This is a genomic window from Flavobacterium magnum (assembly GCF_003055625.1).
GTDB classification, from domain to species: Bacteria; Bacteroidota; Bacteroidia; order Flavobacteriales; family Flavobacteriaceae; genus Flavobacterium; species Flavobacterium magnum.
Genome location: NZ_CP028811.1, coordinates 180,452 through 207,362 on the forward strand (window position 1 = coordinate 180,452; position 26,911 = coordinate 207,362).

Sequence of the window (26,911 nt, forward strand, 5' to 3'; positions counted from 1 at the left end):
GATTAAGCGTTACCTTTTGCTTTTTTGATTACCGCTTCCGAAATGTTCGAAGGCGTTTCAGCGTAGTGAGAAAACTCCATAGTAGAAGTGGCACGTCCTGAAGATAATGTCCTTAATGTAGTTACATAACCGAACATCTCAGAAAGCGGCACATCGGCCTTGATGGTTTTGGCACCGTTCCTGTCACCCATGTCATTGACCTGGCCACGACGACGATTCAAATCCCCTACGATATCACCCATGTTTTCCTCAGGGGTAATTACCTCGATTTTCATGATTGGCTCCAGAACGATGGCTCCTGCAGCTTTCGCCACTTCTTTGTAACCCATCTTCGCCGCCAATTCAAATGAAAGTGCATCCGAATCCACCGCGTGGTAAGAACCGTCAAGCAGAGTAACCCTTAAGCTGTCCACCTGATAACCAGCCAACGGACCGGTTTTCATAGCCTCACGGAAACCTTTTTCTACGGCAGGGATAAATTCCTTAGGAACGTTACCTCCTTTTACCTCGTTAACGAACTGTAAGCCCATCGGCACTTTTCCATCCACTTCCTGAGCTGGCTCAAGACGGAATACGATATCACCGAATTTACCACGACCACCCGACTGTTTCTTGTACACTTCACGGTGCTGTGCTGATTTGGTAAATGCTTCTTTATATTCAACCTGAGGCTCGCCCTGGTTTACTTCCACTTTAAATTCACGCTTCATACGATCTACAAGGATATCGAGGTGAAGCTCACCCATACCAGAGATGATCGTCTGACCTGAAGCCTCATCTGTACGAACGGTAAACGTCGGATCCTCTTCAGCCAGTTTGGCCAAAGCCATACCCATCTTATCCACGTCAGCCTTAGTCTTAGGCTCGATCGCGATACCGATTACGGGATCAGGGAATTTCATAGATTCCAGGATAATCGGGTTCTTCTCATCACACAATGTATCACCGGTCTTGATATCCTTAAATCCAACAGCCGCACCAATATCACCAGCTTCGATAAACTCGATTGGGTTTTGCTTGTTGGCGTGCATCTGGTAGATACGTGAAATACGCTCCTTGTTACCTGAACGCGTGTTCAGGATGTATGAACCGGCATCAAGGCGGCCCGAGTAAGCACGGAAGAAAGCCAGACGTCCTACGAACGGGTCAGTGGCAATCTTAAATGCCAAGGCAGCAAACGGCTCTTTTACGTCAGGACGACGCAAAATTTTAGTCTGATCTTCTTCTAACAAATCAGCATCGTCAGGATGGATACCTTCGATACCTTCTTTGTCGGTGGGAGCTGGCAGATATTTACAAACTGCATCCAGCATAAACTGAACCCCTTTATTTTTGAATGAAGAACCTGCAATCATCGGGATGATGGCCATATCGATGGTAGCCGCGCGCAAAGCGTTATTGATTTCCTCTTCAGTAATGGAATTTTCATCTTCCATATATTTATCCAAAAGGTTCTCGTCATATTCTGCCACAGCCTCGATCAGGATAGAGCGGTATTCTTTTACCTCGTCTACCATGTCAGCAGGAATGTCAACAATATCGAAAGTAGCGCCTTGTGTCTCATCATGCCATACAATAGCCTGATTCTTCACCAAATCCACCACACCTTTGAAATCGATCTCATCACCGATAGGCAACGTGATTGCCACAGCATTTGATTTCAACATATCACGAACCTGCTGGCAAACACCAAGGAAGTTTGATCCCTGACGGTCCATTTTGTTCACGAATCCCATACGTGGCACACGGTACTGGTCAGCAAGCCTCCAGTTCGTCTCTGATTGTGGCTCTACACCATCAACCGCAGAGAAAAGGAAAACAAGTCCATCCAGTACACGCAGCGAACGGTTTACCTCGACGGTAAAATCCACGTGCCCAGGGGTATCGATAATATTAAAGTGATACGGTTTTGTTTCCGGAGTGACCTTGCCCTGGATTGTAGGGAAATTCCACTCACAGGTTGTAGCAGCCGAAGTGATCGTGATACCACGCTCCTGCTCCTGCGCCATCCAGTCCATAGTAGCAGCACCATCGTGCACTTCCCCTATTTTGTGTGACTTTCCGGTATAAAAAAGGATACGCTCCGTCGTTGTCGTCTTACCGGCATCGATGTGGGCAGCAATCCCAATGTTTCTTGTGTATTTTAAATCTCTTGCCATTTCTTATGATTAAAATCTAAAGTGAGAGAACGCTTTGTTTGCTTCAGCCATTTTATGGGTATCCATACGTTTCTTAACGGCGGCACCTTCTTCCTTAGCGGCAGCTAAAACTTCAGAAGCCAGACGTTGCGCCATGGATTTCTCATTTCTTCTACGCGCATAAAGGATCATCCACTTCATCGCCATAGAGATTTTACGGTCTGGTCTGATTTGCATCGGGATCTGGAATGTAGCTCCACCCACACGGCGCGAACGTACTTCTACGTGCGGCATCACATTGGTCAGCGCATCTTTCCAGATTTCAAGGGCTGATTTCTCAGCATCTTGTTTCTTGGTTTCTACGATATCGATTGCATCATAGAATACTTTGAAAGCAGTTGATTTCTTACCGTCCCACATTAAGTTATTTACAAAACGTGTTACCAATTGGTCGTTAAACCTTGGATCCGGCAAAAGAGGTCTTTTCTTGGCCTGTCTTTTTCTCATGTCTTTTCTTTACTTTAAAAGTTAAATTACTTTTTAGCTTCTTTAGGGCGTTTAGCACCGTATTTAGATCTCCTTTGCGTCCTTCCGGCAACACCTGATGTATCAAGCGCACCACGAACGATGTGATACCTAACTCCCGGTAAATCCTTTACCCTTCCACCCCTAACTAATACTATCGAGTGCTCTTGCAGGTTATGGCCTTCTCCAGGGATGTAGGCGTTTACCTCATTACCGTTAGTCAAACGTACACGCGCTACTTTACGCATCGCTGAGTTTGGCTTTTTAGGTGTAGTAGTGTAAACACGCGTACATACTCCCCTTCTTTGAGGGCATGAATCCAAAGCAACCGATTTACTCTTCTTAGTTATCTGGGTTCTTCCAGTTCTTACTAATTGTTGAATTGTTGGCATAATTTAATACTAAAAATATATTACGTTATAAATTTCCCGCTTTTTACGGGGTTGCAAATGTAGTGATTATTTTCAACCAAACAAATCTTAAAACATTAATTTTCAAGTGCGTGATGCGCCATCGTAATTTTTATCGCAAATAAGCGTTTATTTGAATTAATTTTACCCGAAATCAGATCGCCTTGAAACATTTCCTCTGGCTGCTTTTTGTTTTTTTCGCTTCCGCAGAAGGGAGTGCGCAACAACTGACGCTGCGAATTTCAGGCGAAAATGCTTTGGAAAACCGGACGATCGACTCGGTTTCATATCCAAAAAAACACGCTGACCTTAAATCGATAAAAGCCACCGTTGGCAAAGTATCGGAAGCGCTTACCAACAAAGGCTACCTCGAAAACACCTTTAACGAAACTGAAAAAGAAAATGATTCGGTTTTCAATTACAAATTTTCATTGGGCGAGCAGACCAAATCGGTTTTTATCCGGATTCCACCCGCATTACGGGACAAAATGGCAATCGATTCAAAATCCGGCATAGCGGAGGTCAGCATCGCAGCTGCGGAAGCCTATCTCAAAAACATTTCCCTGCAGTTGGAAAACCGCGGGTTCGCTTTGGCAAAAGTCAGGCTGGACCATTTCAGGAAAACCGGCCGGAGCCTTTACGCCGACCTGATTGTCGACTTCGGGATCAAACGGCAGCTCAACGACATTGTCGTGAAGGGTTATGAAAAGTTCCCTGCCGGACACCTGGCCAGCATTAAAAAACAATACGGCAAAAAGACGTTTTCGCAGCAAAACCTAAAAAAAATTCACGACGAATTCGACAAATTCCGGTTTGTCAAGCAGACCAAATACCCGGAAATCCTTTTTACGAAAGACACCACCAAAGCGTACGTGTATCTTGAAAAAGCCAAGCCGAGTAAATTTGAGGGCTTCATCGGGTTCTCGAACGACGAGCAGAGCGATGTAAAACTAAACGGCTACCTTGACCTTTTGCTGGTCAATATCCTGAACTCGGGCGAAGAGCTTTCGATATACTGGAAGAGCGACGGCGATGACCAGAAAACCTTCAATCTCGGACTCGAACTGCCTTACATCTTCAGGTCGCGGCTCGGGCTCAAAACATACCTGAACATTTTCAGGCAGGACAGCACGTTCCAGAATACCCGAACGGCCATCGACCTTGGCTATCTTTTTGACTACAACAAGCGCCTGTACATGGGCTATCAGTCTTCAGAATCGAGCGACATTCAAAACCAGAATTCAGCCAGCCTCAGCGATTACAAAAATTCATTTGTAACGGCCGATTTTGAATACCGGGATTTCAGGTCGGGGGATTTCCTTTTCCCGGAGCAATCGAAGCTGAGCCTGAAAGCCGGAAATGGCTCGCGCCGTTCAAAATTGCATTCCGACCAACAGGCGTTCGTGAGCCTCGATGCTTTTCACAACGTGTATCTCGACGAAAAAAACATCTTCAACATCAGGACACAGGATTACTACCTCAAAAGCGGCATGTACATCATCAATGAGCTATACCGGTTCGGCGGCATCAACTCAGTCCGCGGGTTCAACGAAAACAGCCTCCAGGGCAATACGCTGCTTTCGGTACTGACCGAATACCGTTATCGCATAGCGCCAAATTTATACGTTCATACCATCACAGATTATGCGTATTTCGAAGACAGCGCTATGAAAAATGAGGGGACTTTGTTCGGATTCGGACTGGGTTTCGGTATTTTAACGAAAAACGGGCTGCTCAACCTGGTGTATGCCAACGGAAACGCTAACCATCAGGAAATCAAACTTTCCAACTCCATAGTGCACCTGAGTTTTAAGACAAATTTTTAGCTTTTCCTGTTAAAACATAGAGTTCGTTCAACATTTGTTTGGATTGTTAACGAATATTTAAGATATTTGGTTATAACTAAATCAAATTAATAAATATGAAACCTAGATTAACAAATTACTTTGCAGTGCTTTTTGTGCTGTTTGTGCAATTCGCATTTGCACAGGAAAGGACGGTTAGCGGGACAGTTTCTGACAATAGTGGCTTACCGCTTCCCGGCGTAAGCATTGTCGTCAAGGGGACGCAAACCGGTACCCAGACCGATTTTGATGGTAAGTTTTCCATCCAGGCAACACCTACAACCGTGTTGGTGTTCAGTTTCATCGGAATGAAAACACAGGAAGTCACTGCCTCTTCCACAAACCTGAACGTAAAAATGGCCGAAGATGCGGTGGAGCTCGAAGGTGTGGTCGTGACGGCGTTCGGAATCAAGAGAAACCCGAAAGATCTGGGGTACTCTGTAAGCAGTGTGAAAGCCGAAGATCTTACGGGAAATTCCGAACCGGACCTAATCCGTTCGTTAAACGGTAAGGTTGCGGGTGTAAACGTGAACGTCTCAACGGGGGTCGCCGGTGCGGCAAACCAGATTACAATCAGGGGTATCAATTCGTTTAACGGCGACACACAACCTCTGATCATCGTGGATGGTGTGGCCTATGACAACACCGAAATTACGACATCAAGCCAAGTTACCGGTGGTGGTGGATACCAGAACGGACTTTCCAGTCTTGACCCGAATGACATTGCGACCTTCAACGTACTGAAGAGTGCGGCTGCTTCTGCGCTTTACGGCTCAAGGGCGCGTAACGGGGTTATCGTAATCACTACAAAATCAGGATCAGGTGGCAAGAAAGACAGCAAACTGAGCGTGAATGTGGGTACCGGAACTTATTTCGAGACCATTGCCAATTTACCGGATTACCAAAACAAATATGGGGCTGGAGCCAATGGAAATTATTCCAATTCGAATGGTTCGTGGGGACCAAGTTTCGAATCGCTGACAACGATCCCTACATGGGGTCCACTGCTTGATGCGTTTCCTGAATTGGGACCAACACAACCTTACGTAGCCCATCCGAATAACGTTAAGGACCTGTTCCAGACCGGTACGGTGATCGATAATACAATCGGTTTCAGCTACAGCGGACAGGACGGCAGTTTCAATGTAACCATCTCGGATCTCGATCAGGACGGTTATATTCCTTACAACACGTATGACAGGACGTCAATAGCTGTTGGAGGTACTTTTAAATTGGCCAACAAACTTACCGTAGGGGCAAATGCCAGTTTATCTAAAACTGCTCAGGTAGGCGGTTTCTTCGGTGAAAACCAATTTGACGGTTCTTCGTCTTCGTTTGCAAGGACATTGTACCTGGCAAGGAACTGGGACTTCAACTTACCATACAAGGATCCTGTTACAGGCTACTCCGTGACTCCCGTTGCCGGACAGTTTGACCATCCATTATGGTCCTGGGAGCATGATCAGATTTCCACAGACACTTACAGGACCGTGACGGGTATGAATTTGAACTATGCCATCAACGACCACATCTCAGCAAGCTACCGCATCGGTGTGAACCGCTACAACCTGGCCCGTAAGGAAATTCGTGACCTTGGATCGCGTGCTGAAGGCGGATTGGGATCCATCACTACTGATAATTACACCAATCAAAACATCGAATCCACTTTGTTGCTGAACTTTAATTATAAGTTAAGCGACAGTTTTAATTTCGAAGGTATACTTGGAAACAACATATTCGATGAAACAGTACATCGCATAGTTTATTACGGCAAGGAATTAAACCTTCCGAACATTTACACCATGCACAACGTAAAAAACATTTCGAACCTGCTCGATGAAAGTACAAGGAAAAGGAATGCGGGTATTTTCGCCGACGTCACATTCTCTTACAAAGAATACCTGTTCCTTAATGCAACAGCCAGGAATGATTTCAGTTCCTCACTGCCAAAAGACAACAATTCGTACTTCTACCCTTCCGCAAGTGCCTCTATTATCCTGACCGATGCACTCGGAATTAAAAGTGATGTACTTGGTTTTGCAAAACTGCGTGCCGCGTACGCAAAAGTGGGTAACGATGCCGATGCCGAATTTATCAAACGCAGCTTCGTACAGGGGCAGGCTTATAATGGAGCGACAATCATCAGAAATGACACTGAAATCGGAGATCCGAATGTCACTCCTGAATTTACGGATGAATTTGAAATCGGAACGGATTTAGAATTCTTCAAAAGGAGGATTATCGTTGACCTGAGCTTGTACAACAAAACCACAAAGGATCTGCTTACTCCTGTAACGGTTCCAACTTCAAGCGGTTATGAAATATTAAGGACGAACCTTGGGGAAATGACCAATAAGGGTATCGAACTTGGATTGACCCTGGTGCCGGTCCAGAACACAAACTTCAAATGGACATTATACACCACGTTCACGAAAAACAAAAATGAGGTTACTGAGCTGATTGAAGGGCTCGACAGGTTTGCGCTTGATCCTAATGAACCTTCTTATGTCATTAAGGGAGAGCCATTCGGGGTATTTTATGGTACAAAATTCGCTCGTGACGCGAACGGAAATTACCTGATCGATCAGGATGGTGGTGGTATCATTGCCGATCCTACTCCGGGTATCATCGGTGATCCAAACCCTGATTTCAAAATGAGCTTTACAAACACTTTATCTTACAAAGGGTTTACACTTCGCGGACAATTCGATTACCGTAAAGGTGGCGACATCAGTTCAACGACTATCGAATCGCTTCTCGGCCGCGGTGTTACAAGAGATACCGAAGATCGTGAACATACTTTCATCATCCCGGGTTTTTATGGTAATTCTGATGGAACCCCGGTACTGGATGGCGCCGGCAATCAAATCCCGAACACGACGCAGATTAATATGAATGAGCTGTATTTCTCGCCTGCAGGCGGTAACACTTTTGCCATCAATAGTGTGGACGAAGCCGATATTTACGACGGTACGGTCTTCAGGTTGAGAGAGGTGAGCCTTACTTATGATGTGCCAAAGAAATTCCTTGAGAAAACACCATTTGGCGGTATCAGCTTTTCCGTTATCGGAAACAACCTATGGTACTTTGCGCCAAACGTACCAAAATATACCAATTTCGATCCAGATACAACAAGTTTTGGAGGAACGGCGTTACAAGGTGTGGAAATCACCGCTGCCCCTACTGCGAAGCGTTATGGATTTAGACTTAATTTAACTTTCTAAAAAAAATAATATGAAACTGTTCGATATAATAAATAAAAACAAAGGGAAACTGGTTATTGCCTCCGCGGCAATGCTGGTCCTGAGTTGCAGTGAATATCTCGATGTGGATACGGATACTGACAACCCGACGGTGGCACCGCTGACACAATTGCTCAGTGGTATCGAAGTCGACCTCAATAACACTAACAATTTCCTGAATTATACCGGCAGCATACTGCAGGTGTATACGCACCAGATGACCGTTAGGGAAGAGCAGGACCAATATGGTACGAAAGTCGACAACATCAACATGAAGAATGACTGGGATAATACTTACCTGACCCTGACCAATATCGAAACGCTGATTGCCCAGGCGACTGAGTCCGGTGATATGCAATACGTCGGTATCGCACAGATGCTTAAAGCGTATTCTATGTCCACAGCAGTCGACTTGTGGGGCGACATTCCTTATTCAGAGGCCGCGCAATTGGCGTCGACAGGGATCAAGAGTCCAAAATTTGACGACCAGAAAGAAATTTATGCGGCAATCCTTGCATTGATTGACACGGCGAAAGGCAATATGGCAAGCCCGGATGGGCAAACTCCAGGCAGTGATGACCTGATCTACGGTGGCGATATGGACAAATGGATCCGATTTGCCAATACGTTCAAATTGAAACTGTATAACCAAACCAGGTTGACGCCTGATTTCGACCAGGCTGGTTTTGACGCCTTAATCACTGAAAATAATTTCTTCGATTCAATTGATGACGATTTCCAGTTTAACCAAACCAACAAGCTGTCCCCAACCGACGAGCGAAATAAATTTTTCCTGGAATCGTATAACAGCACCCAGTTTTCTACGTACATGAGCCCATGGTTCTACGAAATTCTTAAAGGAATGAATCCAACTATCCACAATGGAAATCCCGACCCAAGGATTCCGTACTATTTCTACAATCAATTGGCTCCCGGAGAGTTTCCACCAGATCAGGGCGATACTGCAACAGGAGATCCAAAAGCGGACTATTGGGACGCATCGACAGGATTCTTCAGCATCCGTTTTGGAAGTACCGGCCCTAACCGTGATTTCAGTGCAGAAAATTCCTATACATACCCTGGTATATTTCCGGCCGGAGGTCGTTATGATGATGGAGGTGCACAGGTTCAGAGCGGGACTACCGCAACAGGAATCGCTCCGCACAGGATCCTTACTTACGATGAGTTCCTGTACATTCAGGCAGAGTTGATGCTTGCCGGAAAAATTACAGGCGATCCTGCAGCCAAGCTCCAGGAGGCTATGGAGGCCAGCTTCGAAAAAGTCGATCAGGTAGTAGCGCGAAACTTGACTTCACAGGATGTTCCTGTACTGACAGGGTCTGCGGAAGTGACTTCATTTATTGCAAACGTGATTACAGAATTTAATGCGGGCAGTGCAGCCAAGAAATTAGAAGTGGTGATGACGCAGAAATGGGTGGCCACTTTCGGGGATCCGGCTGACCAGTATAATGATTACAGAAGGACCGGCTACCCTGTTCTTGCCAATCCAGACGGCCCGTCTCCTGAATATCAACTGAACAATGGCGACGGTTTCCCGATCATCGATTCACAAACGGTACTGAATAATGATTACCAATTTTCATTATTCTGGCCACAAAGTGAATTGAACGCAAACCAAAACGCGCCGGCACAGAAGAACCCAGGTACGTACAAGATTTTTTGGGATGTTAACTAAATAAAAAAATATTATGAAAAAAATCAAATTAATACTTACGTTGCTGGCAGTAACCCTGCTGGTTCCGTCTTGCGAAAATGACGGAGGGGACTCAGTCATAGAAACGCAGAAAGGCACTGTCCCTGATATACAGAAAGTGGCCGATTCAGAACAGTCGATAAATTTTATCAGGATAAATGATGGAGGAGATGTCAACCTCAATTTTTCTGTAGGACTTGGGCTTGGACAAGAAGAGTTTCAATCGCTTGACGTAGTGCTTTTTTATCTCAAAGGAGACGGCACGGTGAACCGCTTTGTCCTTGATTCAGGGGTCACATCGCTGCCTAAGACTTACAGCCTGAAACTTGCGGACATATTCGCGGCCTTTCCGGATGTGAATTCGGTGGCGGATATCACGACTCAGGACCAATTATTAGTTTCTACCGATATTACGTTGAAAGACGGGACAGTCATCAAAATGACCAACGATGACGGGACCGCTAACTACGGACAGAATATTGCCAATTCGGCCTACTATTCCGTAATTCAGACTTATGATGTTTCCTGCCCAATCGATGACGCATCAAACTTTAGCGGAAACTATAAAGTAGTGAGTGACGCATGGCAGGATTACGCAGCTGGAGACGTCATTCCTTTAGAATATCATCCAGAGGACGGCCAATATACTTTCAGGATCATGAGCACAAACAATCCTTACTTAATCAATTATGACACAAGTTATATGCTTGTAACTATTGACCCGGCTACAGGAGAAGTAACGGTAGCTGCAAACGAACCCTTCAATTACGGTCCACCGGCGCCATACGTAGTCAGCGGAACGGGAGATGTAAAATCATGTACTGGTGCTGTGACGCTTGATTTACTTTTCTCAGGTAACGGTCCATATAAGCTCGTGATCGAAAAGGAATAAACCAAATTTCTGTAAATAAAGCCGTCACCCAGAAGTGGCGGCTTTTTTATTTATATCTTTGCCGCATCATGGAAAAAGAACAACAGATTTTTGGAATCAGGGCCATCATTGAAGCGATTACAGCTAAAAAAGAAATAGATAAAGTATTCATTCAGAAGGATGCTGCAGGCGAACTGATGAAAGACCTGATGAAAGTCATGAAAAGGAACAACGTCAACTTTTCCTACGTCCCTGTTGAAAAACTGAATCGCCTTACCCACAACAACCACCAGGGTGCCGTCGCTTCGATATCCCCTGTCAGTTTCTATGATCTGGAGTCGCTGACAGAAAAAGTCATAGCAACAGGAAAAATGCCGTTATTGCTTATTTTGGATCAAATCTCAGACGCGCGAAATTTCGGTGCCATCATCCGTACTGCAGAATGCACCGGTGTGGATGGCATTATCGTACAGAAAGCGGGTTCCGCGCCAGTCAACGGAGATACCGTCAAAACGTCTGCAGGCGCCGTTTTCAACGTACCGATCTGCAAGGTAGAGCACATCAAGGATGCCATATTTTATCTGCAGGGATCCGGAATTAAGACGGTCGCAGCCACCGAAAAAACAGAACACAGCCTTTACGACATCAATTTAAATGAACCACTTGCGATTGTGATGGGTTCAGAAGACCGCGGCATCAATCCATCGGTGCTCAAGATTATAGATGAGAAAGCCAGCCTTCCGATGGCAGGCAGCATCGGTTCGCTGAATGTTTCAGTAGCCTGTGGCGCATTCCTTTATGAAGCGGTGCGTCAGCGCGCCTGATTGTCCTCCGGCTTTTCTTCTTTGGTTTCAGGAATAAAATCATAAACAAATATGTAGCCCGGGAAGACCTCAGGCTCCGGTTCCGGCGGTGGCGGATTGACAAAATTTCCATTTTCATCGAAGCGCTGCATGAATTTATCTGCGGAAGCATCATATTCTGGCTTTTCCCACTCATAACGGATTTCCTTTTGATAATCCGGTGTTTTATAGATTACCGAGAACGCAAAGCCCGTAAGCAGGCCACTGAGATGCCCTTCCCAGGAAATCGTCTCATCCACACCCGGAAATACAAACCAGATCAGGCTGCCGTAAATCAGCACCACCATCATGGATAAGGCAACCAGCCGATAATATCCCGTCCGGATCCCTTTAAAAAAAATGAAACTCACCAGTACATAAATCAGGGAACTGGCGCCGATATGGAATGCATCGCGGGCAATCATCCATGTAAGCATCCCTGAAACGAGGATGCCGTAACCTATGACCCTGAAAGTCAGCTCGCGGTAGAAATAGCGCAAAGCCGCGAGCAGTATGAACAATGGGATAGAGTTGTTGAAAAGATGACTGATATCACCATGCAGGAATGGACTGAAGAGGATGCCGCGCAATCCTTCAAAAGTACGCGGATAAATGCCGTAATCCCGAAGGTGCAGGCCGAACTTCGCATTGGCCCAGAACACAATCCACAATAACAGCACCGAAAAAAGCGGCAACGCTATCACGGACAGCGAAAATTTGAAGTAATTGTCTTTCATCGTCTATTGAAATGATTGACCCAGCGGTAACAAAGATTTGCCCAAAGCGGCATCGGTGCTATTTTGTCAGTTTTCACGACAAACGGACGCCCAAAAAATTAATTTCCGGTGCCTTAAAAATCGTAATTTTGCAGTTATGGAAGCACCATTAGCCGAACGCGTTCGCCCGAAGCGATTAGAAGATTATATCAGTCAGGAACACCTTGTCGGCCCAAAGGGTTCGCTGACGCTCCAGATTGAAAAAGGCATCATCCCTTCACTGATTTTCTGGGGGCCGCCGGGCACGGGTAAAACGACATTGGCGGAAATCATTGCCGAGGAATCGCGGCGTCCGTTTTACATCCTGAGCGCAATCAACTCGGGCGTAAAAGACATTCGCGACGTAATCGATAAGGCCAAGCAGAGTGGAGGGCTTTTCACCGCAAAAAACCCAATCCTTTTTATTGATGAGATCCACCGTTTCAGCAAATCGCAGCAGGACTCGTTACTGGCAGCCGTCGAAAAAGGATGGATTACGCTGATTGGGGCTACGACTGAAAATCCGAGTTTCGAAGTCATCCCCGCGTTACTGTCGAGATGTCAGGTTTACGTCCTTAATGCCTTTTCGCGCAGTGACCTGGAGAAACTGCTCCGGCGCGCGATGGAGCAGGACGCTTATCTCAAAACCAAAAAAATCGTCCTGAAAGAAACCGAAGCCCTGCTGAGGCTCTCCGGAGGCGACGGACGCAAATTGCTCAACGTGTTTGAACTCGTGGTCAACGCTTCCCCGGAAGGAAAAATCACCATCACAAACAACGAGGTGCTTCGATTGGCGCAGCAGAACACCGTACTTTATGACAAAACCGGCGAGCAACATTACGACATCATCTCGGCATTTATCAAATCAATACGCGGCAGCGACCCCAATGGTGCTGTGTATTGGCTTGCGCGAATGATTGAAGGCGGCGAAGACGTGAAGTTTATTGCCCGCAGGCTGCTGATCCTTGCCAGTGAGGATATCGGTAACGCAAACCCCACCGCGTTGATTATGGCCAACAACACTTTTCAGGCCGTCACGACAATCGGTTATCCCGAAAGCCGGATTATCCTGAGCCAGTGCGCGGTCTATCTGGCCACGTCGCCGAAAAGCAACGCCAGCTACATGGCTATAGGCAAAGCACAGCAAACGGTAAAGCAAACCGGAGATTTGCCCGTACCCCTGCATTTGCGCAACGCGCCTACGAAACTGATGAAAGAATTAGGGTACGGTGACGATTATAAGTACTCACATGATTACGCAAATAATTTCGCCGAACAGGAATTCCTGCCTGATGCTATTGCCAATACGGCATTTTACGAACCCGGGAACAATGCGCGTGAAAATGCCACACGCGATTTCCTGAGGAACCGTTGGAAAAATAAATACGGATATTAGAGTTTGAGGTTTGTCTGTTCTGAGACCAATTGGTCATTCTCGTAGCATTCAAAAAACCACGTACCGTTTTTCTTCAGCAACACCCCTTGCCTGCCCTGCGATACCGCAATAAAAATACCAGGATCGGTGGTTTTTGAGAGCCTGAATTTTACGGTCGAAGAGCTTTCCTCGATGATAAGGTAGCCGTTTGCAGTTTTCTCGGTAGTAAATGCCGCCCCGGTTGACGGAGTTTTGGCTTGAAGTGCTACTGGTTTTTCCCCGACGGCATTTTCTTTCGGCTTTATTTGGTCGCTTACAGGCACTTTCGCATCATTAGCCTGCCTGTACCCCGAAAACTTATAATTAAGGGCCGCAACCGACTCAAATGCACGCGTGAGTGCCTCAGCATACGCTTCATTGAAATCTTTCTTTTTACTGGATCCGAAAACGCTCTTGAAAACCACCGCATTCTGACAATCCCTGAAAATGAGTGCAAGCTTCGTGGTCATGAGCGAATTGTTGCGCTCCACCTCCACGAAAAGCTTGTCGCACCGATTAGCCGCGACAGCGTCAGGCAGGATTTCGGTGTCGTAATATGTTTTAAATCCAAGTTCGTTGAGTTTCATCTTTACAATCGTACTCACACGATATTGATTCTCTTTTGACATCCAGTCAAATTTTACAGGGACGATGGCAAACTCAAAGTCATTAAGGGTTTTCTGGGCAGAAGCCACAAAAGAAATGACGAACAGCAGCAGGCAAAGTTGTTTTTTCATGGTTTAAAGGTATTCTTTTAAGTGCAGCAAATGTGCTATCGATTTAATATCCTGGTTTGTCCCTGACTTTCCAGGGGTGAAATGAATGGCGTCAAACCCGCATTTTAAGGCGCCGAGCACGTCAGCTTCCAGGTTATCGCCTATCATCAGGCAACGCTCCTTTTGGGTGTTGGCTTGTTTAAGCGCGTATTCAAATATCTGCGGATGCGGCTTTTTTACGCCTGCCGTCTCAGAATTGGTTATGGTGTTAAAATAGTGGTCGATCTTGGAATTCCTGAGTTTACTGCCCTGTATGTCGTGAAATCCGTTGGTGATGATGTGAAGCCGGTACTTTTTACTGAGATATTCGAGAATTTCGGCTGTCCCTTCAAAAAGGTGGTTGAATTGCGGCAGGCAGCGGATGTATTCGGCCGATAGGACGTGAATCAAATCATCCTCAATCTGATATCCGGTTGCGTCAAACGCGTCTTTGAGCCGTCCGTAACGCAACTCGCTTTGTGTAATCTTGTCGTATTGGTACAACTCCCAATACTTCAGGTTTATGGGTACGTAGTGCAAAAGGAATTCGTCCAGATCCACAGCAACATTATTGGTACCGAAAATCTCCCTGAACGCCAATGCTGAATTTGTCTCAAAATCCCATAGCGTGTGGTCGAGGTCGAAAAAGATGTCGGATATTTTAGTTTCCATAACCGGGTGTTGCTGTGCAAATGTCGGAAAGTTATTCCATCGCACAATACTTTTTATAAAATACCCTGATCGGCAAAACTCAGGTAATGGCTTTCAGTCACGATCAAATGATCGAGCACCTTAATGTCAAGGTTCTCGCCTGCCGAAACCAGCTTACGGGTAATGGTCTTGTCGGCATCACTGGCGACCAAAGTACCGGATGGATGGTTGTGGCAGAGGATTACGGCTGTGGCGCCAAACTCCAACGCATGTTTATAGACCAGCCTCACATCGACCAAAGTCCCGGTAATCCCACCTTTACTGAGCTGTAGTTTTGTGATGACCTTATTGGAGTTATTGAGGTAAATAACCCAAAACTCCTCGTGCGGCAGGTCGCCGATAACAGGTTGCATCAATTCAAAAATGGAACGGCTCGAAAGTACTTTCTGCGTTTCGGGGATTTCGGCGGCTTTTTTCCTGCGTGCCAATTCTAGCGCCGCAATAATTGAAACGGCTTTTGCCTCGCCGATTCCTTTAAATTGCATCAATTGCTGCAACGATAATTTCGATAACTGATTCAGGTTGTTTCCGGAAGCCGCCAGGATGCGCTTGCTAAGATCGACCGCTGTCTCATTACGGCCGCCCGAGCCGATGAGGATGGCTATGAGCTCAGCGTCGCTAAGCGAACTCCTGCCTTTAAGCATTAACTTCTCACGGGGACGGTCGTCTTCGGACCAACTGCGGATGGGGAATGGGGCATTTTCTGACATGTTGCATGGCGTTTATTACCGCAATATATCAAAAAACAACATAACCTATCCCATTATTGCATTAATTGTCTGATCTCGTCGAAATGAAGCCCTCCATAATTTCCGGAACTCATCAATAGTAATGCGATACTTTCGGTATCGAACTTCAGATGGAAAAGATACTCCTTAAACGCCTCCGGATTGGTGTAGATAATCAGGTCGTTTCGTTTGAAAGCGGATCCAATCTGTTCGGCAGAGATGTCGTCAAGTTGCTTGATCCTGACGGCATCTGGCGAATAAAATACCACCGCGACATCGGCCGCGTCGAGTGCGCCTTGATACTCCTTCAGGAAATCGGGATTCAGGCTGCTGTAAGTATGCAGTTCGAGGCAGGCAATCAAGGTGCGTTCAGGATACTGCTCTTTTACCGCTTTAGTGGTTGCTGACACTTTGCTGGGCGAATGCGCAAAATCCTTGTAAGCCACGTTTCGCTTATTTTCTGCAATTTTTTCGAGCCTTTTCGAAGCGCCCTTAAAACTGGCAATCGCTTCATAAAAATCCGACTCGTCGATACCCATATTCTGGCAAATCCACTTCGCGCCGGCCAGATTGTTCAGGTTGTGGCCGCCGAATACTGAAATCGGCATGTTGCCCTCGCCAGTTACAAGGTAAGTCGTTCCATCCTTAACAAAATAGTCGGGCGTGCGGTAAGGCAATTTCCGGATCGGATTTGTGGCAGCCTCCGCAACGCGTTTCACTTCAGGATCATCTTCATTATAAACCAGGATTCCTCCATTGGTAATCATGCTGACAAAGGTTTCAAACTGGGCCACATAATTATCATAGGTTGGAAAAACGTTGATGTGATCCCAAGCGATCCCTGAGATCAGCGCGATATTGGGTTGATACAAATGGAACTTCGGACGGCGGTCCATCGGTGAAGATAAATACTCATCGCCTTCGAGCACGATAAAATCGTTGTCTTCTGTGAGATGAACCATGTTATCGAAGCCTTCAAGTTGGGCACCCACCATATAATCCACAGCAACATTGTGGTAGTGCATGACATGCAGAATCATGGAGGTGATGGTGGTTTTGCCGTGGGATCCGCCGATGACGACCCGTGTCTTATTTTTGGATTGCTCGTATAGAAACTCCGGATAGGAATAAATCTTAAGGCCCAATTCCTGTGCGCGCAGCAGTTCGGGATTATCCGGCTTGGCATGCATGCCCAATATCACAGCATCGATTTCATTTGTGATCTTGTCGGGAAACCACCCGAACTCCTGGGGAAGAAGACCTTTTTTGGCCAGCCTGCTTTTTGATGGTTCGAAGATCGCGTCGTCACTTCCGGTAATCTCGTAACCTTTGTCATGTAATGCCAGTGCCAGGTTGTGCATGGCGCTGCCTCCAATGGCAATAAAATGTGTTCGCATCAGGATTTATTTTTTTCGTTGTATTCAGCCAAGGTAAGTCTCGCTTTTTCGGGTTGGTTCATTTTGTTTTTGTAAAGGTCGGCTAACTTTTGATAACAAACCCTTGAACTGCCGAGTGCGATTGCTTTCCTGTACTCTTGTTCGGCGATGGTGTAGCGTTCAAAATATTCGTCGATGTGCCCTTTAGCCAGATAGCCGTCAATGGGGGAAATCTTCATGAGCTGGTCAGAATATGCAATGGCTTTCCTTTCACTGCCGCCGACGATTCCTGGGAGCTGCAGGTACAGCTCAATTAACGCCCACCGCGCGTCAATGTGTTTAGGATCGAGCTTAATCGCTTTCTCAAAAGAGCTTCGAATCTCACCAATCATGCCCAAAGCTTTAAATTTATTGGATTCTTTGGCTATCATGCCCAGCACACCGCCATATTTATAAACATAATCGGCAGTGTTAGGCTGTAATTGTTTGAGTTTCCGGTAATACGCAAGGGCTGACTTCCAGTTCTTCTGTATCCCATTGATATCCCCGAGATATTCCATAGTTTTCAAATGGCCCGGCGACGCTTTCAACACCTTTTCGAACAGGACTTGCGACTGCGCGTATTTCTGTTGCCGAAAGAGCGTTTCAGCCTTCTCAAAATCAGTTTGGGAAAACAAAAAGCCCGGGCATGAGAGAAGAAGCAAAAACAAGTATTTCATATGACGTTGCTGAGTTCCAAAAATAACAAAAATAGTGTTACAGGTTCGTTAAGCCATAAAAAAAGCCCGCTTAAAAAGCGGGCTTAATTATTCTGAGACATCTACCTATTCAGCCGGAACCGGTGAGTAAGTTACGTCAACAGTAAATGGATTGGTCGGGAATACACCCTGCCTCAATCTGATACTGAAAACATCGTTGCAAGCGTCATAGGTGTCAAATGAATCTGTACCGCCTGGGTATCTTGATGGCGATGCAGGATCATTGATTCCTTCAACATGAACCTTATACTTACCTTCGCTATTCTTTTGGTCAGTAATGGTAATGATGGCAGGATAATTCCTGATTGCCGCCGGATTACCTACTAACTCCGGGATAAACTGAACACCCCACGCTGAAGCTGTAGTAAATTGTCTTGGGTTACCTTCAACAGGTGTCAAGACCTGTGTAAAATCAGGTCCCATAAAACCGATTGAAGCAGCAGCACTGCCTGCATAAGTGTAAGAGGCACCGCCAAAGCCCCGCACAATGACGTGCACGACTACAGGCTTAGTGTTATCTGACAAACCAACAGTAACCTCTTGCTTGCTGGTTGACGTCAGCGTAACATCGAATTCAGCGGTTTGTGCAAGACCTGCATCTGTAAGATTCAAAACAAGGTCCTTTAACATGATACGCTCCGTGGCGCCACCGCCGATTTGGTCATCAGACGTGATGGTCACGCTTCCTGTACGTTCCGGAATAATTGCGGTTGAGCTTCCGTTTGTATCGGTAATGCTGTAATACACTTCAGTCCCCTCTTTATTCACAGGAACATGCATTTCCACAGGAATATTAATTTGCGAGTTCGCTTCATATACAACACCCACACAAAAGTCGTCGCTAAACTGTACCCAACCACTGGAGGTCTTTGCACTGTCAAACCTGCCGTCGTTTTTGTCATTTTCGTTACACGAACTTAAGCCAAAAGCAGCGCCCAGGAAAAATATATAAATGGATTTTTTCATTGTTTTTTATTGTTTTGTTAAAACTACTTTGCTGGCACCGAAACTTCCGGCCGAAACACGAACCCTGAAATTGAGTGTGATCACATCGACACAGGCATCAACAGTACTATCTTCCAAAGCGGAATCACTGTCATCTACATAGGCGTTACCGTATTGACCGTTCACGTAAAGGAAATTATCCAGATAGAAAGGATACGTAATGATAGAATCATATGGATCATCTCCGTTGAAAAAGATTGAGGTCGTGGAATTAGGATCTACATCCCAAATATTCCTTAAAACCAATTCGTTAGGCTGGTCACCAGGCTCACCGACAACAGTATAACTGTACGGGCCAGGCGTCTCGATAGCATCATATGTACCAACGAACTCGTCCCTAATGATCGGACAAATCTGGGTAACATTGATGATGGCCTTGTTAGAATCGAAAACCTGATTTTCAGCATTGGTCGCGAACGTTACCGTCAATACTGTGGTTTCCTCTAAACCATTATCGATACCATGAACCTTAAGTATACCCTGATTTGTATTTGCAGGGATAGTCACCGTCGAAGGAATGGTATAAGTTGCAGGATCTGCGTTGCTTTCCTCAGCCACAACCGTTACGTTGAACACCCGGTCGACATCGGATTTTGTACTGGAATACAGCACTACATCCAAATCTCCTTCAGAGTCGACTACAACAGGTAATGTATATACCGCTTTTGAGAAGGAAAGTAAAGTCTGGTTATCAGACGTACCGTCATAGACTGCCGTATCGGCTTCTCCGCAAGAAACAAAGAAAACAGAAGCAATCAGTAATTTAAAAATTGTTTTCATAGAAATTTTATTTAATTAATTATCATCATAGCCAGGGTTCTGAACCATCAGGTTGTTTGCGTTCAATTCACTTTGAGGAATTGGAAGTGTAAACCTGTAATCATTTGCAGGAAGGTCAGTCGGCGCAGAGAAAGTAGCAGCATCATCAGATCTTCTGCTCACGCCGATATTCAATTCTCCACCGAGTCGCTTTAGATCAAGATACCTGTGTCCTTCGAAAGCGAATTCTTTACGCCTTTCTAAAAGGATGTCTTCCAATGCAACACCCAAGGAACCATAAGTACTCAAACCGGCAGAAGCACCCCTTGCAGCCCTGATAGCCTGAACAGAAGCAGCAGCTGCGGCCAAATCACCACGTCTTGCCTGCGCTTCAGCCAAAATCAATTGCATTTCAGATGCCCTGAAGATTTTCACGTCATTTACCAATGCATCAGCAGGAATACCAGGATATTTACCAATAAGGATAATACCGTTATTAATTGGGTAGTCGAAATCAGATCCGTTTCCGGTAGGGCCATCATCTGGAACAAAAGTCACTGCCTTACGAACGTCACCGTCATCAAAAAGATTTAAAAGCTGCTCTGAAGCTTCGAGAATCGGGCTTCCGTCTCTTGTTACCGTGTTTGCATACCAGTTGTTTGCAATTCCGTTATCATTAGCGGTACGCTTGAGGGCAAAAATAGTTTCACCTCTTGTTGGGGCAGCGACACCAGCAAACATTTCAGCATAGGTAGCAGCGTCAGACAGCGGGAACGCAGTTAACAAATCAGTTGCCAGCGCTTCAGCACGAGCGTAATCCTCAGTGTCCAGTGAAAGCCTGGCCTCAATAGCCTGAATCACGTTAGTGTTAAGGTAATACATTGAATTTCCCTGAACAGTCACACCATTAAGTAGTTCGTAAGCCTGCGAAATATCATCCTTCATGAATGCAACAATCTCGCCCACTGTGTTGCGTGGAAAAGTATCATTCACAAACAATTCAGGAACAAAATCCATTTTTATTACTGACGGCCCTGCAGTATTGGTGTAATCCGGAGTAAAATACTCGAAAAGATCCAGTGTACATAAAGCCCTCATCGCCAATAACTGTCCTTTGATAACGTCAGCATCAGCCTTGTCACTGTCAGAAAAAGTATCATAAATCCTATTGTAAGCCTCGAGTACCCTGTTTACGCGGTTGATGGTAGCGTAACGGTTGGCCCAGATGCTTTCAGGTGTAGAATTACTTGGCTGCAAAACGAAGTTGTATTCACTTGAGCCCTGTCCGCTACTCGCAGACCCTTTCTTCATGTTATCCGTAAAAAGATCATTAAAGAAGATGGCGTCACCGTTACCGTTACTTCCAAAGTCAGGGCCATAAGCAGCATACACACCGTTTAATCCTGATTGTAAATGCCCAACGGTTTTATAAGCTGATATAGGATCCAGCTCAGATTCCTGAACTATATCGGTTGCGTCATTGCAAGCTGCCACACTAAACAATAAAGCAATAAAACCAAATTTAAATATTTTTTTCATTATCATTTTTTTTAGAAATTAATTGTAGCACCAAAGGTATAGATCTTCGGAGTAGGGTAGTTACCCCTGTCGGTAGAACGGAAACCTGCTTCAGCATCCCAACCCCTGTATGAGCTGAAAGTGATGATGTTCTCCGCTTGGATAAAGAATTTAACGCCGCTGAAAGGAGTTTTTTCCAAAGTCTTCGAGTTGAAAGAGTATCCTAACGAAACGTTTCTCAGTCTTAAGAAGGAACCATCCTCAAGATAACGGTCAGTACCATTGATATAATCTACAGAATTGAATGGATTACCTACCCTCGGCACTGAAGTGATATCCCCAGGATTCTGCCAAGCTGTCAACACTGATGTCGCACGGTTACCACCATCGTCAATAACGTTGGTCTCTTCCACTGTTCCAAGGTCAAGGTTATTCCTCCAAAGGTCAGCCATCCAGCTCCATTGTGTTGTAAATTCAAATCCTTTAAAACCGATATTGGTTCCAAAACCTCCCTGCCACACAGGGTATACAGATTTCCCGGTAGAAACCCTGTCTGCATCAAGCATATTTTCTGTCAAATTTCCTTCAGCATCCAAGAACAGAGCGTTACCATTTGCAGGGTTAACGCCGACATATCTTTGAACGTAAAACACGTCAACCGGTTCTCCCTCAATCAAAGCAGAGGCACCACCGTTGAATTCAATACCTTCAAAACTTGGAGCCAACTCCAAAATTTTATTCTTGTTGTAAGACGCATTCGCATTTACAGAAATATTCCAGTTGCTCTTATCGTAAAGAACATATTTCAAGTCAGCCTCAATACCCCTGTTCTCCATAGATCCGATGTTGGCTTGTATAATGCTTGTACCATTTACCGGAGAAACCGGACGGTCCTGGAACAGTTCTTCAGTAGTTTTCACGTACACGTCAACGGTACCCGAAAGTTTGTTTTTCCAAACACCGAAATCAACACCGATGTTAGCTTGTTTAAGTTCCTCCCACTGTAGGAAAGAGTTCCCCAGCTGGGTAAGAAATGTAGAGTTGCCACTGTCATAACCTCCACCCTGTCCGTACAAGGTACGTGTAAGGTTCAAGCCTGAATATTGGGCGTTGATAATCCGTTGGTTACCTGAAGTTCCGTAAGAACCTCTTAACTTCAACAGGTTAAAGGCAGTCTTGTCTTTCATGAAAGCTTCCTGATCGATACTCCAGCCCGCTCCAACAGACCAAAAAGTACCCCACTTGTTGTCATCGATAAAACGGAACGAAGCATCCCTCCTGATTGTACCAGACAATACATATTTGCTGTCGTAATCGTATTGAGCGTTCGCAAAGTAAGAAAACAAACCTTCCTGTAGTTTAAAAGATCCGATTGTTGGCGTATAAATTTCACCTCCAAGCTCCTGAGTATTAAAATCAACAAATGCCGCACCAGTACCAAGCAACCTTGGATCAAGACCTCTTACCTGGAAATTGATTCCGTCATAATGTGCCTTATTGTATTCCGTGTAGGCAGTAACATCGATATTATGCTTTCCGAATGTGTTATTGTAATTCAGACTCGCAGTAGTATTGAACCTGAAATCGCGTGTAGATCCCTCACTTTGGATACCACCAAACTCAGCAGCCTGATTTACCTGAAATGGCCCAAGAATACTGTTTGGATGCAAAACCTCTTTAGTTGTGAAAGTTGAATAATCAACACCCATCTGAATTCCAGCAGTCAGATTTTTCGCAAAGTTATAATTGGCGTTAAATGCAGTAACCATTTTAAACTCATCCTCAATATCCGTATTCATTCTTACAGAATTCAACAACACATAAGGAATCTTATCCGGAGTAATACCTGAAGCATCGCCGGAAGCAATACCGCCATCCATTGTAATAGATCCATCTGCATCATACGGAGATAAGTAAGGAAGACCTCTTAGCGCAGCAGAGAACGGAGCAAAGTAAATTGCATTTGTTCCCGCACCGTCAATACCATTCTGACGTGAAAAGTTAGCAGAATAATTTAAAGAGTAAGTAAATTTATTGTTCTCTGAACGACCGGTAAAATTGTTCCTTAAACTGAACCTTTTGAAGTTTGTATTCAAAAAGATACCGTCCTGCTCAAAATAACTCAAAGATGTAAAATTTGTAGTCTTCTCAGAACCTGAAGTGATAGACAAGTCATGAGTCTGTGTAGCGCCTTTCCTGAAGAAAATATCCGCCCAGTTTGTATTTGCCTGCTTTGCGCGGGCTTCGATTTCAGCATCTGTTTTTCCACCACCTAAACCGCCACCATATTGCTGTTCCAGTTTAAGCATCTGCCTCGAATTCATCAGCTCGATATTCAAGCCCTGAATCTCGTTGATTCCATATTGTGAAGAGTACCTGAACTTCATTTTTTCGTTCAGTTTACCTCTTTTTGTAGTAATAACGATAACACCGTTACCTCCCCTGTTTCCGTAAATAGAAGTCGCCGAAGCATCCTTCAAAACACTGATTGTAGCAATGTCATTCTGGTTGATACTCCTGAAACCATCTTCGTCAACCGGACTTCCGTCAACGATAAACAATGGCTCAATGTTACCATTGATTGATCCGACACCACGAAGGATGATCGTACTATCCGCTCCAGGCTGACCGCTTCCTGTCGAAACACTAAGACCAGAAACCTGTCCTTGAAGGTTTTGAATTACGGAAGCATTGGCCCGTTCTTCAATAGCATCAATTGAAATTGTGGAGATAGCTGAAGGATTATCCCTTTTCGTAAAGGTTTTGTATCCTGTGTTAATGGTAACAACCTCCAGATCAGTTTGTGCCGCTTTAAGTGTCACGTCGATGTTGCTTGATGCACCAACCGGCTGGGTCTGCGTGGCAAGCCCAACGTATGAAAACACTAACGACTGACCTTGTGCAGCTGTGATGGAGTATTTACCATCAATATCTGTGTTGGCCCCTTTATTAGTTCCAGCTACGGTAACGGTAACGCCCGGCAAAGGAAATCCTTCGCTATCTTTCACGGTACCTGTCACAGTTTTTTCCTGCGCAAAGGTTACCTGCACTGAAAGTGCCAGTAAAAGCGCAAAAATCCATTTGAATTTCGATCTCATAATTAAATTTAATTTGAATTAGTTATTCCGCAAACTTCTTAATAATTTCTTAATTAAACAAATAAATGCATTTAATATTCCAAAATTAACTTTTACGGATTCCCCAATTCTTTACTGAAATTTTACCGTATTTAAACCAGAGATGATATTAATTTAAAATGGTTGCGTAAAAATCATTTTTTTTAACTTTTATGCAATGCGCCCATTTGAAGAGCGACAAAACGCGTTGATTTTTAGTAATTAAATTTCTGTTAAAATCATATAGTGGGCAATTGTTCCAGAAGGCTCATCCGCGTATCCGCAGAAAATATTATTTTTGACGCAAAAACAACACGATGCTTCTGGGGAATTTTTCAGAGTTTTTATTGGAGTCAGGGACCGATGAAGCCGGTCGTGGCTGCCTTGCGGGCCCTGTGACCGCAGCTGCCGTGCTATTGCCAACAGGTTTCAGGCACGAATTGCTGAATGATTCCAAACAGCTTACCGAGAAACAGCGGCAATATCTTCGGCCGATTATCGAGGAACATGCGATCAGTTTCGCCGTGACCCATCTGGACCCATTGACGATTGACGAAATCAACATCCTCAACGCCTCGATTAAGGCCATGCAGGATTCGGTTTTAAAACTCAATCCGTTACCTTTATATATTATAGTAGATGGGAATCGGTTCAAACCCCTCAGCAACATCCCCCACAGCTGCATTGTTAAAGGCGACTCAAAGTACCTGAGCATCGCAGCGGCATCGGTGCTCGCAAAAACTTACCGCGACGAGTATATGGAAACCTTGCACCAGGAATTTCCCATGTACAATTGGAAACAAAATAAGGGCTATCCCACAGCCGAACACCGGCAGGCGATTGCTGCTTTTGGGCCGACAAAGCACCACAGGATGAGTTTCAGGCTATTGCCCGAAGAACAATTGGAATTCAACCTTGATCTTGAATTGTAAGTTATCGGGTATAGGATGCCTCAAACAGCGCGGCAAAATGTCTCAGGATTTTTTCCTTCACCCCCTGCTCGTCCACACTGTCAACACCCAGCTCTACATGAAGTGAGGTCACGGCTTTACCGCGGATCCCGCACGGTATGATATTGTCGAAATAACCGAGGTCGGCGTTCACATTCAGGGCAAATCCGTGCATGGTCACCCAGCGGGACGCCCGTACGCCCATGGCGCATATTTTCCTGGCAAATGGTGTTCCGACGCCCAGCCAAACACCTGTTTCACCTTCACTCCTGCTGCAGTGAAGTCCGTAGTCAGCGAGTGTAAGTATGACAGCTTCCTCCAGAAAGCGTAAATATTTATGGATGTCCATGAAGAAATTTTCCAGGTCCAGGATAGGATAGCCCACAATCTGCCCGGGACCGTGGTAAGTGATGTCACCGCCACGGTTGATGCGATAAAAAGTTGCTCCCTTGGCCTCCAATTGTGACTCGTTGAGCAACAAATTGCCCAGGTCGCCGCTTTTTCCTAATGTATACACATGCGGATGCTCTACGAACAAGAAGTGATTTGGTGTTTCAAGGCTGAGATCCTCCCTGCGGTTCCTGATTTTTAAATCAACAATCTCTCCAAAGAGCCGTTCCTGATAGTCCCAGGCCTCCTTATAATCGACTAGTCCAAGATCTTCGACACGTACGGCTTTATTTTGTGGCATTATTCAAATTCAACGTCAAAATTAAGCTTTTCCGGAGCCTTCATGTAATCCGTGAATGGATATTCAACAGTCACAGTCTTCTTGTCTGAACTTATCGAAGCAGCCGAATTGCTGACTTTTTTTATTTTTTTCGGAAAGTGGTACTTTACCGTGTAGGTAGATGACTCATAAATCATGCTGAAAGCTTCATTGAGCGAATCATTAGCCACTTCCGTAGTCTCTTTCTTCAGCAAGGTAGCCTTCCTGGAAAACTTTTTCCCATCGTAAGCATACTTCAGCGTCGAGTTGTTGTTGCCGATACCACCCATCTGGGCCAACGGATTGGTTTCTCCCATCCCTTTGCCTAATGAAGTTACCCCCGTCATTGCCGACATGGCGTCTTCCAGCGCGGCGACGCTTTTAAAATCTGTCGCTATGGTAAACATCATTTGCTGTTCGGCCGCATTCATCTTCATCGCCATGGTGTAATTTTCCAGTTTACGCAAACGCTCCTGCTCGGCTACGGGCAGTTTGGCAATGCTGTCTTTTTTCGCAGCAAAAACATCCTTAAAACTGAAAGTGGAGTCGATGACCTTCCCGGCCTGGGGATCATTCTGCATTTCCTTTCCGGCCATCGCCATCAATTGCGAGCCGTCCATCTGTATCGAGAACTTGCCCCCGCCGTCATTATTTACGTAAATCTCTTCGGTGAAATTGCAGCTTGTCAGCGCGAAGCCAACCAGCAAGCCCATTAGCAGTCTTGTAATTTTCATATTTAAGGTGTTTTTGGTTTATGTCGGTTTAATCTGT

Annotated in this window: 22 protein-coding genes; 7 read left to right on the forward strand and 15 right to left on the reverse strand. The window is 45.3% G+C overall.

Annotated elements, in window-relative coordinates; all coding sequences use genetic code 11:
* Positions 1-2 precede the first annotated feature (2 nt).
* From fusA to rpsL, 3 genes are read right to left on the reverse strand one after another with little or no spacing between them, the layout of a single operon-like run.
* Entirely contained in the window at positions 3-2,159 is a 2,157-nt protein-coding gene (fusA, locus tag HYN48_RS00635) for an elongation factor G (RefSeq protein ID WP_108369298.1), read from the reverse strand.
* Between the two features lie 9 nt (positions 2,160-2,168).
* Positions 2,169-2,645 carry a 30S ribosomal protein S7 gene (gene rpsG, locus HYN48_RS00640; RefSeq protein WP_108369299.1) on the reverse strand — a complete coding sequence of 159 codons (477 nt, stop codon included), beginning with the start codon at positions 2,643-2,645 and terminating at the stop codon, positions 2,169-2,171.
* 26 nt (positions 2,646-2,671) lie between these two features.
* Positions 2,672-3,055 carry a 30S ribosomal protein S12 gene (gene rpsL, locus HYN48_RS00645; protein WP_007136570.1) on the reverse strand — a complete coding sequence of 128 codons (384 nt, stop codon included), beginning with the start codon at positions 3,053-3,055 and terminating at the stop codon, positions 2,672-2,674.
* A 182-nt stretch (positions 3,056-3,237) separates the two neighbouring features.
* Between rpsL and HYN48_RS00650 the strand changes: the two genes are divergently transcribed.
* From HYN48_RS00650 to rlmB, 5 genes are all read left to right on the forward strand, one after another.
* Positions 3,238-4,899 (forward strand): BamA/TamA family outer membrane protein, encoded by a 1,662-nt coding sequence (locus HYN48_RS00650; RefSeq protein WP_108369300.1) that lies wholly within the window; start codon positions 3,238-3,240, stop codon positions 4,897-4,899.
* A gap of 95 nt (positions 4,900-4,994) precedes the next feature.
* Complete coding sequence (locus HYN48_RS00655) at positions 4,995-8,141, forward strand: SusC/RagA family TonB-linked outer membrane protein (RefSeq protein WP_108369301.1); 3,147 nt, start codon at positions 4,995-4,997, stop codon at positions 8,139-8,141.
* Between the two features lie 10 nt (positions 8,142-8,151).
* Entirely contained in the window at positions 8,152-9,855 is a 1,704-nt protein-coding gene (locus HYN48_RS00660; RefSeq protein ID WP_108369302.1) for a SusD/RagB family nutrient-binding outer membrane lipoprotein, read from the forward strand.
* A 13-nt stretch (positions 9,856-9,868) separates the two neighbouring features.
* On the forward strand, positions 9,869-10,765 hold the full coding sequence (locus HYN48_RS00665; RefSeq protein WP_108369303.1) for a hypothetical protein: 897 nt from the start codon (positions 9,869-9,871) through the stop codon (positions 10,763-10,765).
* A 68-nt stretch (positions 10,766-10,833) separates the two neighbouring features.
* The gene (gene rlmB, locus HYN48_RS00670; protein WP_108369304.1) at positions 10,834-11,568 is read left to right on the forward strand and encodes a 23S rRNA (guanosine(2251)-2'-O)-methyltransferase RlmB; all 735 of its coding nucleotides are present in this window, start codon (positions 10,834-10,836) and stop codon (positions 11,566-11,568) included.
* Here the strand turns inward: rlmB and HYN48_RS00675 are convergent.
* On the reverse strand, positions 11,556-12,323 hold the full coding sequence (locus HYN48_RS00675; RefSeq protein ID WP_108369305.1) for a rhomboid family intramembrane serine protease: 768 nt from the start codon (positions 12,321-12,323) through the stop codon (positions 11,556-11,558). The two genes, rlmB and HYN48_RS00675, sit on opposite strands and share 13 nt — an antisense overlap.
* A gap of 136 nt (positions 12,324-12,459) precedes the next feature.
* Here HYN48_RS00675 and HYN48_RS00680 point away from each other — a divergent pair, with 136 nt between their 5' ends.
* Positions 12,460-13,737: a replication-associated recombination protein A gene (locus tag HYN48_RS00680; protein ID WP_108369306.1), complete on the forward strand. Its 1,278-nt coding sequence runs from the start codon at positions 12,460-12,462 to the stop codon at positions 13,735-13,737.
* Here HYN48_RS00680 and HYN48_RS00685 read toward each other — a convergent pair.
* From HYN48_RS00685 to HYN48_RS00725, 9 genes are all read right to left on the reverse strand, one after another.
* A complete protein-coding gene (locus HYN48_RS00685) occupies positions 13,734-14,492 on the reverse strand; it encodes a hypothetical protein (RefSeq protein ID WP_108369307.1) in 759 nt (252 codons plus the stop codon). The genes HYN48_RS00680 and HYN48_RS00685 overlap by 4 nt on opposite strands.
* A 3-nt stretch (positions 14,493-14,495) precedes the next feature.
* Positions 14,496-15,182 carry a YjjG family noncanonical pyrimidine nucleotidase gene (locus HYN48_RS00690; protein ID WP_108369308.1) on the reverse strand — a complete coding sequence of 229 codons (687 nt, stop codon included), beginning with the start codon at positions 15,180-15,182 and terminating at the stop codon, positions 14,496-14,498.
* A gap of 53 nt (positions 15,183-15,235) precedes the next feature.
* Positions 15,236-15,931, reverse strand: a complete 696-nt coding sequence (gene radC / locus HYN48_RS00695; protein WP_108369309.1) for a RadC family protein — start codon at positions 15,929-15,931, stop codon at positions 15,236-15,238.
* Between the two features lie 53 nt (positions 15,932-15,984).
* Positions 15,985-17,346, reverse strand: a complete 1,362-nt coding sequence (locus tag HYN48_RS00700; protein ID WP_108369310.1) for a UDP-N-acetylmuramate--L-alanine ligase — start codon at positions 17,344-17,346, stop codon at positions 15,985-15,987.
* Positions 17,346-18,044: a tetratricopeptide repeat protein gene (locus HYN48_RS00705; protein WP_108369311.1), complete on the reverse strand. Its 699-nt coding sequence runs from the start codon at positions 18,042-18,044 to the stop codon at positions 17,346-17,348. The genes HYN48_RS00700 and HYN48_RS00705 overlap by 1 nt, the downstream gene beginning before the upstream one ends.
* Before the next feature lie 105 nt (positions 18,045-18,149).
* On the reverse strand, positions 18,150-19,049 hold the full coding sequence (locus HYN48_RS00710) for a lipoprotein (RefSeq protein ID WP_108369312.1): 900 nt from the start codon (positions 19,047-19,049) through the stop codon (positions 18,150-18,152).
* A gap of 6 nt (positions 19,050-19,055) precedes the next feature.
* The gene (locus tag HYN48_RS00715) at positions 19,056-19,868 is read right to left on the reverse strand and encodes a hypothetical protein (protein ID WP_108369313.1); all 813 of its coding nucleotides are present in this window, start codon (positions 19,866-19,868) and stop codon (positions 19,056-19,058) included.
* A gap of 15 nt (positions 19,869-19,883) precedes the next feature.
* A complete protein-coding gene (locus tag HYN48_RS00720; protein ID WP_181248492.1) occupies positions 19,884-21,386 on the reverse strand; it encodes a RagB/SusD family nutrient uptake outer membrane protein in 1,503 nt (500 codons plus the stop codon).
* A gap of 11 nt (positions 21,387-21,397) precedes the next feature.
* On the reverse strand, positions 21,398-24,463 hold the full coding sequence (locus HYN48_RS00725; RefSeq protein ID WP_108369315.1) for a SusC/RagA family TonB-linked outer membrane protein: 3,066 nt from the start codon (positions 24,461-24,463) through the stop codon (positions 21,398-21,400).
* 335 nt (positions 24,464-24,798) lie between these two features.
* Here HYN48_RS00725 and HYN48_RS00730 point away from each other — a divergent pair, with 335 nt between their 5' ends.
* Complete coding sequence (locus HYN48_RS00730; RefSeq protein WP_108369316.1) at positions 24,799-25,413, forward strand: ribonuclease HII; 615 nt, start codon at positions 24,799-24,801, stop codon at positions 25,411-25,413.
* A 1-nt stretch (position 25,414) separates the two neighbouring features.
* Here the strand turns inward: HYN48_RS00730 and lipB are convergent, their stop codons facing one another.
* Positions 25,415-26,122, reverse strand: coding sequence for a lipoyl(octanoyl) transferase LipB (gene lipB, locus HYN48_RS00735; RefSeq protein ID WP_108369317.1), 708 nt, complete (start codon positions 26,120-26,122; stop codon positions 25,415-25,417).
* A complete protein-coding gene (locus HYN48_RS00740; RefSeq protein ID WP_108369318.1) occupies positions 26,122-26,874 on the reverse strand; it encodes a hypothetical protein in 753 nt (250 codons plus the stop codon). Before HYN48_RS00740 ends, lipB begins: the two co-directional genes overlap by 1 nt.
* Between the last annotated feature and the right edge of the window lie 37 nt (positions 26,875-26,911).

Coding starts and splice junctions, on each gene's coding strand:
- HYN48_RS00700 (WP_108369310.1), bottom strand. CDS start 17,346: ATGCGAACACATTTTATTGCCATTGGAGGCAGCGCCATGCACAACCTG.
- rlmB (WP_108369304.1), top strand. CDS start 10,834: ATGGAAAAAGAACAACAGATTTTTGGAATCAGGGCCATCATTGAAGCG.
- HYN48_RS00655 (WP_108369301.1), top strand. CDS start 4,995: ATGAAACCTAGATTAACAAATTACTTTGCAGTGCTTTTTGTGCTGTTT.
- rpsG (WP_108369299.1), bottom strand. CDS start 2,645: ATGAGAAAAAGACAGGCCAAGAAAAGACCTCTTTTGCCGGATCCAAGG.
- HYN48_RS00660 (WP_108369302.1), top strand. CDS start 8,152: ATGAAACTGTTCGATATAATAAATAAAAACAAAGGGAAACTGGTTATT.
- HYN48_RS00690 (WP_108369308.1), bottom strand. CDS start 15,182: ATGGAAACTAAAATATCCGACATCTTTTTCGACCTCGACCACACGCTA.
- HYN48_RS00740 (WP_108369318.1), bottom strand. CDS start 26,874: ATGAAAATTACAAGACTGCTAATGGGCTTGCTGGTTGGCTTCGCGCTG.
- HYN48_RS00680 (WP_108369306.1), top strand. CDS start 12,460: ATGGAAGCACCATTAGCCGAACGCGTTCGCCCGAAGCGATTAGAAGAT.
- HYN48_RS00730 (WP_108369316.1), top strand. CDS start 24,799: ATGCTTCTGGGGAATTTTTCAGAGTTTTTATTGGAGTCAGGGACCGAT.
- HYN48_RS00710 (WP_108369312.1), bottom strand. CDS start 19,049: ATGAAAAAATCCATTTATATATTTTTCCTGGGCGCTGCTTTTGGCTTA.
- HYN48_RS00685 (WP_108369307.1), bottom strand. CDS start 14,492: ATGAAAAAACAACTTTGCCTGCTGCTGTTCGTCATTTCTTTTGTGGCT.
- rpsL (WP_007136570.1), bottom strand. CDS start 3,055: ATGCCAACAATTCAACAATTAGTAAGAACTGGAAGAACCCAGATAACT.
- HYN48_RS00675 (WP_108369305.1), bottom strand. CDS start 12,323: ATGAAAGACAATTACTTCAAATTTTCGCTGTCCGTGATAGCGTTGCCG.
- radC (WP_108369309.1), bottom strand. CDS start 15,931: ATGTCAGAAAATGCCCCATTCCCCATCCGCAGTTGGTCCGAAGACGAC.
- fusA (WP_108369298.1), bottom strand. CDS start 2,159: ATGGCAAGAGATTTAAAATACACAAGAAACATTGGGATTGCTGCCCAC.
- HYN48_RS00725 (WP_108369315.1), bottom strand. CDS start 24,463: ATGAGATCGAAATTCAAATGGATTTTTGCGCTTTTACTGGCACTTTCA.
- HYN48_RS00665 (WP_108369303.1), top strand. CDS start 9,869: ATGAAAAAAATCAAATTAATACTTACGTTGCTGGCAGTAACCCTGCTG.
- lipB (WP_108369317.1), bottom strand. CDS start 26,122: ATGCCACAAAATAAAGCCGTACGTGTCGAAGATCTTGGACTAGTCGAT.
- HYN48_RS00705 (WP_108369311.1), bottom strand. CDS start 18,044: ATGAAATACTTGTTTTTGCTTCTTCTCTCATGCCCGGGCTTTTTGTTT.
- HYN48_RS00715 (WP_108369313.1), bottom strand. CDS start 19,868: ATGAAAACAATTTTTAAATTACTGATTGCTTCTGTTTTCTTTGTTTCT.
- HYN48_RS00720 (WP_181248492.1), bottom strand. CDS start 21,386: ATGAAAAAAATATTTAAATTTGGTTTTATTGCTTTATTGTTTAGTGTG.